The sequence below is a fragment of the Streptomyces jumonjinensis genome, from assembly GCF_009600885.1.
GTDB lineage: Bacteria > Actinomycetota > Actinomycetes > Streptomycetales > Streptomycetaceae > Streptomyces > Streptomyces jumonjinensis.
In genome coordinates this window covers 20,705-27,023 of the sequence record NZ_VCLA01000130.1, presented here as the reverse complement: position 1 = coordinate 27,023, position 6,319 = coordinate 20,705, and the positions used below count along the sequence as shown (strand labels likewise).

Genomic DNA, 6,319 nt, shown 5'->3' with positions numbered 1-6,319 from the left:
TGAGGCGCGGGGGTTCGGGGGCTGGCCCCCGACAAGGGCCCGACGCCCGGCAAGACGGCTCGCACACAAGACCCAGCCCCTTGGGGGTCCCCCGGACGGAGTCTGGGGGAGTTTGAGGCGCGGGGGTTCGGGGGCTGGCCCCCGACGAGGGGCCGAGGCCGGGCAGGGGGGCTCGGCCGGTTGTGCCCGGGGCGGCCGGGCCCAGGGCCGTACATACGGACAGACCACCCCACCACAGCGGGCCGCAGGCTCACTCCCCCTCCCGCATGGGGATGCGGACCGAGCGCTCGGACGCCACCGTCTCCGCGCTGTCGTAACCGGCGTCGACATGGCGGATGACCCCCATCCCCGGGTCGTTCGTCAGCACCCGGCGGATCTTCTCGCCGGCCAGCGCCGTCCCGTCCGCCACCGTCACCTGACCCGCGTGGAGGGAGCGCCCCATCCCCACCCCGCCGCCGTGGTGGATCGACACCCAGGACGCGCCCGACGCCACATTCACCATCGCGTTCAGCAGCGGCCAGTCGGCGATCGCGTCCGAGCCGTCCAGCATCCCCTCCGTCTCCCGGTAGGGGGACGCCACCGAGCCGCAGTCCAGATGGTCCCGGCCGATGGCCAGCGGGGCCGCGAGCTCCCCCGAGGCCACCATGTCGTTGAAGCGCTCGCCCGCGCGGTCCCGCTCGCCGTACCCCAGCCAGCAGATCCGGGCGGGCAGGCCCTGGAAGCGCACGCGTTCGCCCGCGAGCGCGATCCACCGGCGCAGGGACTCGTTCTCCGGGAAGAGCTCCAGCATCGCGCGGTCCGTCTTCGCGATGTCGGCGGGGTCCCCGGAGAGCGCCGCCCAGCGGAAGGGTCCCTTCCCCTCGCAGAACAGGGGGCGGATATAGGCCGGTACGAAGCCGGGGAAGGCGAACGCCCGCTCATAGCCCGCGAGCCGTGCCTCGCCCCGGATGGAGTTGCCGTAGTCGAAGACCTCGGCCCCCGCGTCCTGGAAGCCGACCATCGCCTCCACATGGCGGGCCATCGATTCCCGGGCCCGCTGGGTGAAGTCGGCGGGCTTCTCGGCCGCGTACGAGGCCATCTCCTCGAAGGCGACGCCCGCCGGGAGATAGGAGAGCGGGTCGTGCGCCGAGGTCTGGTCCGTCACGATGTCGACGGGCGCGCCCATCTCCAGCAGCCGGGGCAGCAGTTCGGCCGCGTTGCCGAGAACGCCGATGGAGAGCGGCCGGCGGGCGTCGCGCGCCTCGACGGCGAGCCGGAGGGCGTGCTCCGGGGAGTCGGCGCGCACATCTAGATAACGGTGTTCGATCCGGCGCTCGATGGCGCGCGGGTCGCAGTCGACGCAGATCGCCACGCCGTCGTTCATGGTGACGGCGAGGGGCTGCGCGCCGCCCATCCCGCCGAGGCCCGCGGTCAGGGTGATGGTCCCGGCCAGGGTGCCGCCGAACCTCTTGGCGGCGACGGCGGCGAAGGTCTCATAGGTCCCCTGGAGGATGCCCTGGGTGCCGATGTAGATCCAGGATCCGGCCGTCATCTGCCCGTACATGGTCAGGCCGAGGGCCTCAAGCCGCCGGAACTCCTCCCAGTTGGCCCAGTCGCCCACCAGGTTGGAGTTGGCGATCAGCACCCTCGGGGCCCACTCATGGGTCTGCATGACCCCGACCGGCCGGCCGGACTGGACGAGCATGGTCTCGTCCTGCTTCAGGGTCCTGAGCGTGCGCACCATCGCGTCGAAGGAGCGCCAGTCGCGGGCCGCCTTGCCGGTGCCGCCGTAGACGACGAGCTTCTCCGGATGCTCCGCCACCTCGGGGTCGAGGTTGTTCTGGAGCATGCGCAGGGCGGCTTCCTGCTGCCATCCCAGGGTGCTCAGTTCCGTACCGCGCGGGGCTCGAACGGGGCGGGGTCCTGACATGGGCCATGCCTCCTGGATCACCGGTGTTGGGATGTCTATTCACATCCTGATCAGTTGAATACTCCTAGTCAACAGATGCGCCGCGCCCGCCCCGGATGGTTGGCTGGCCGATATGACTGTCAACCGTCGGAATCAAGCCGTTCGAGCCGCCGTTGAGCAGGGGCTGCTGACCGAGGAGCGGCCGGTGGCCGCCCTCCTGGACGTGGCCGGGATACGCGCCTCCGCGGGGGCGCTGCGGACCGCGTTCGCGGCCGTCACCGATGCTCCCGTACTCCATGCCTTCGCTGTGAAGGCCGCGCCGCTGGTGCCCGTGCTCGCCCTGCTGAACGCCGAGGGGATCGGCGCGGAGGTCGCGAGCCCGGGTGAGCTGGCGCTGGCGCGCGCCGCGGGCGTACGCCCCGGGGACATGGTGCTCGACTCCCCCGCCAAGACGCCCGGCGAGCTGCGTGAGGCGTTCGCGCTCGGCATCGCGGTCAACGCCGACAATCCACAGGAACTGGCCCGGATCGACGCCCTGGTGGGAGAGGGCGCGAGCGCGCCCGTGGGGGTGCGGGTCAATCCGCAGATCGGCGGCGGGTCGATCGGCGCGCTGTCCACGGCGACGGCCACCTCCAAGTTCGGGATCGCCCTGCGGGACGAGGGCGCGCGGGCCGCGGTCGTACGGATGTTCCTGGACCGGCCCTGGCTGACCCGGCTGCACACCCACTCCGGCTCCCAGGGGATACCGCTCGCGCGGATGATCGAGGGCGTACAGGAGGTCTACGCGCTCGCCGAGGAGATCAACGCGGCGGCCGGGCGGCAGCAGATCGACACCGTCGACATCGGCGGCGGACTGCCGGTCAACTTCGCGTCCGACGAGACGGACCCCACCTTCGAGACCTACGCCCGGCTGCTGAAGGAGCAGGTGCCGGGGCTGCTGGACGGACGGTACGGGCTGGTCACCGAGTTCGGACGGGCGCTGCTGGCCAAGCACGGCACGATCCTCGCCCGGGTGGAGTACGCGAAGGTCTCGGGCTCCCGTCCGATCGCGGTCACCCACGCGGGCGTCCAGGTGGCCACCCGCACGGTGTACGACCCGGTCTCCTGGCCGCTGCGGATCACGGCGTACGACGGGGCCGGGCGGCCCAGGACCGGGGAGCCGGTGGTGCAGGACATCGCGGGACCGGCCTGTTTCGCGGGCGATCTGCTGGCGGAGGGGCGGGCGCTGCCGCTGCTGGAGCAGGGCGATGTGGTGGCGGCGCTGGACACGGGCGCGTACTACTTCACCAACCACTACGGCTACAACAGCCTGCCAAGGCCCGGGGTGCACGGGTTCGCCGTCCGGGGCGAGGTGGTGGAGTTCTCGCTGGTGAGGGCCGCGCAGAGCATGGCGGAGATCGTCGCCGAGTCCGGCGGGGGACGGGCGGACGCGTTGCTGTAGCGGGTCGGGGGCGGTCCGGGGGACGGGCGGACGCGCTAGCTGTAGGGGGCGGGGGCGGTCCGGGGGCGGGCGGCGGCTGCTGCTGCTTTCCTGGAGACATGGCGAACACACGCGTTGTCGTCGAGCGCCGGATCGCCGCGCCCCCCGGCCGGGTCTGGCACGCGCTGACCGATCTGGAGAGCGCCCCGCGCGTCCTGAGCGGGGTGGACGCGGTCGAGGTGCTGACCGAGGGACCCTTCGGGGTCGGCACCCGCTGGCGCGAGACCCGGCGGATGCTGGGCAGACAGGCCACCGAGGAGATGCGGGTCACCGCGAGCGAGCCGCCGCTCCGCTATGTCGCGGAGGCCGACTCGCACGGCGCGCACTATGTCTCCGAATTCGCCCTGCGGGCCGTGGGAACCGATGCGACGACGGTGCGGATGACGTTCACCGCGCTGCCGCCCGGAGGGTTCGCGGGACTGCTCGCCAGAGCTTTCGGGGGGCTGGGGGCGCGGGCGGTGGCGAAGGCGGTCGCCCAGGACCTCGCCGATGTGGCGGCGGCGGTGGAGAGCGCGGGGGGCGGGCCGGGTGGGCCTGGTGGGCTGGGTAAGCCGGGTGGGCCGCCAGGCCCGGCGGGCCCGGCGGGCCCGCTGATCGGCTGACCCCCTGACCCCCTGACCCGCCGTCCCGCTGACCGGGCTCGCCGGGGTGCCCCGGCGGGGTAGGGACCGATCCCAGCCGGGTAGGGACCCGTCCGGAGGTCGGCTCGTACACCCGTCCGACAAGGCATGCACAACCGCGCAGAACGGACGCATTACCTGCACACGGCAGTACGCATCACCCACCCTCCGCCGGGCAGGCCTCCTCCCGTACCGCACGTGATCATTTCTCAATCACCGCCGGGGGAGTTCTCTTGACCACCACACGCGCCATCGACCGGGAATCCGGGACACCCGACGAGGAAGGCCCGCTCAAACGGGCCATCGGGCCGAAGCTGCTGATCCTCTTCGTCATCGGCGACATCCTCGGCACCGGTATCTACGCCACGACGGGCAAGGTCGCGGGCAAGGTGGGCGGTGCGCTCTGGCTGCCCTTCGTGATCGGGTTCGTCGTCGCCCTGCTCACGGCGGCGTCCTATGTGGAGCTGGTCGGCAAGTACCCCAAGGCGGCCGGTGCCGCGCTCTACACCCAGAAGGCGTTCAAGGTCCCCTTTCTCACCTTCATCATCGCCTTCATGGTGATGTGCTCCGGGTTGTCGTCCGCGAGCGCCGCGGCCCGCGCCTTCAGCGGCGACTACTTCCTGGAGTTCACCGACGCCATCCCGCCGACCCTGATCGCGATCCTCTTCATCCTGGTGCTCGCCGCGCTCAATCTGCGCGGTGTCTCGGAGTCCGTGAAGACCAATGTGGTGCTCACCCTGGTGGAGCTGACGGGTCTCGCGATCATCCTCGCGATCGGCGCGTGGGCGGTGCTCTCCGGCGACGGCGAGCCCGCCAGGCTCACCGAGTTCGAGGCGTCCGGGACGGGATACGCCCTGATCACCAGCGTGCTGGGGGCCACCGCGCTCGGCTTCTTCGCCTTCGTCGGCTTCGAGGACTCGGTGAACATGGCCGAGGAGACCAAGGACCCCGTCCGCGCCTTCCCCCGAGCCATCTTCCTCGGGGTCGCCGTCACCGGCACTATCTATGTGCTGGTCGCCCTGGTCTCATCGCTGCTGGTCGACCATCGGACCCTGGAGAAGTCCAGCGGCCCGCTGCTCGAAGTCGTCAAGGCGGGCGGTCTGGACTTCCCGCCCCAGCTCTTCGCCCTGATCGCGCTGTTCGCGGTCACCAACTCCGCGCTGATCAACATCATGATGGCCTCCCGGCTCTGCTACGGCATGGCCAATGAGCGGATTCTGCCCGCGGTGATGGGCCGGGTGCTGCCCAGGCGGTGCACACCCGTCGTGGGCATCGTCTTCGTCTCGGCGCTGGCGATCGGCCTGGTGACCACCGGCGAGATCGAGGGACTCGGCGACACCACGGCGTTCCTGCTGCTCTGTGTGTTCGCGGTGGTCAACATCGCGGTGCTGGTGCTGCGCCGGGACCCGGTCGCGCACCGTCATTTCCGTACGCCGACCGCACTGCCCGTCCTCGGCGCGATCACCGCGCTGGTCCTGGCCAGCCCGCTGGCGGACCGGGACGCCGAGGTCTACATCCGGGCCGGGGTGCTGCTCGCCATCGGCATCGGGCTGTGGGCGCTCAACCGGACGGTGATGAAGGCACGCGGCGAGAACACCGTCTGAGCGGGGGATACGGGCGCGGCCCCGGTGACCGGGGATACGGGCGGCTGCCCTGGCCTCAGCGGCCCCGGCCCCAGCAACCCCGGCCTCAGCGGCGCCGGGCCCCGCCCGGCCCCGCGTCCCCGGCCGCGATCCCGGTGGTGGAGAAGCCCTCGACCTGCCCCGCGACCGGCCCGGCGGCGGCCCGGTCCGCCCGCACCCAGAACAGGGTCTCGGCGACGCGCTCCCGGTGCCCCAGCCAGACCGCCTTCGCCCACAGTCCCGTGCCGACGCCCGCGAGCAGCAGTCCGCCGGCCGCGGGCATGACGAAGGACGTGCCGATCGCGGCCAGCGGGGCGAGCACCAGCGGCAGTCGGCGGGCCCGCCGCCGGGTGCGCAGGGTCACCTTGCGGTCCTGGAGGAAGTCGGCCCGCCCGGCGCGGGTCGCGGCGGCCTCGAAGCGGAGGTAGCGGCCACGGCGCACCAGCGCGGTGGCCGCCGCCGCGATCAGAAAGAGCGCGGCCCCGGTCAGCAGGCCGATCCGGCGTCCGGTCAGCCCCGGCGGCAGCGTTCCCACGGCCGCCGACAGCAGCCCCAGAACAAACAGAGGGGCCGCCCCGGCCCGTACCACCACTGCCACCCTCGCCAGCGACTGTGCCCCGCGCCCCACGTCCGTACCCCTCTCGTCCCACAGGTCCCGTTGCGCGCGGAGATTAGTACCGATTTCTGAGTGCTGTCTGAGAATGCGCGC

Annotated in this window: 4 protein-coding genes and 1 pseudogene; 3 read left to right on the top strand and 2 right to left on the bottom strand. The window is 72.1% G+C overall.

The annotated features are described in order from the left end of the window. Nucleotides 1-250: 250 nt before the first annotated feature. Nucleotides 251-1,909, bottom strand: coding sequence for a urocanate hydratase (hutU, locus tag FF041_RS15330; RefSeq protein ID WP_153523348.1), 1,659 nt, complete (start codon nucleotides 1,907-1,909; stop codon nucleotides 251-253). Between the two features lie 112 nt (nucleotides 1,910-2,021). Here hutU and FF041_RS15325 point away from each other — a divergent pair, with 112 nt between their 5' ends. The 3 genes and pseudogenes from FF041_RS15325 (at nucleotide 2,022) to FF041_RS15315 (ending at nucleotide 5,592) form a co-directional block, all read left to right on the top strand. Then, complete coding sequence (locus tag FF041_RS15325) at nucleotides 2,022-3,329, top strand: type III PLP-dependent enzyme domain-containing protein (protein WP_153523347.1); 1,308 nt, start codon at nucleotides 2,022-2,024, stop codon at nucleotides 3,327-3,329. A 98-nt stretch (nucleotides 3,330-3,427) separates the two neighbouring features. Then, a pseudogene (locus tag FF041_RS15320) lies at nucleotides 3,428-3,889 on the top strand (SRPBCC family protein); the annotation flags it as partial. A 332-nt stretch (nucleotides 3,890-4,221) separates the two neighbouring features. Further along, entirely contained in the window at nucleotides 4,222-5,592 is a 1,371-nt protein-coding gene (locus FF041_RS15315; protein ID WP_153523345.1) for an APC family permease, read from the top strand. An 85-nt stretch (nucleotides 5,593-5,677) separates the two neighbouring features. Here the strand turns inward: FF041_RS15315 and FF041_RS15310 are convergent, their stop codons facing one another. Beyond that, nucleotides 5,678-6,238, bottom strand: coding sequence for a hypothetical protein (locus tag FF041_RS15310; RefSeq protein WP_323391896.1), 561 nt, complete (start codon nucleotides 6,236-6,238; stop codon nucleotides 5,678-5,680). Between the last annotated feature and the right edge of the window lie 81 nt (nucleotides 6,239-6,319).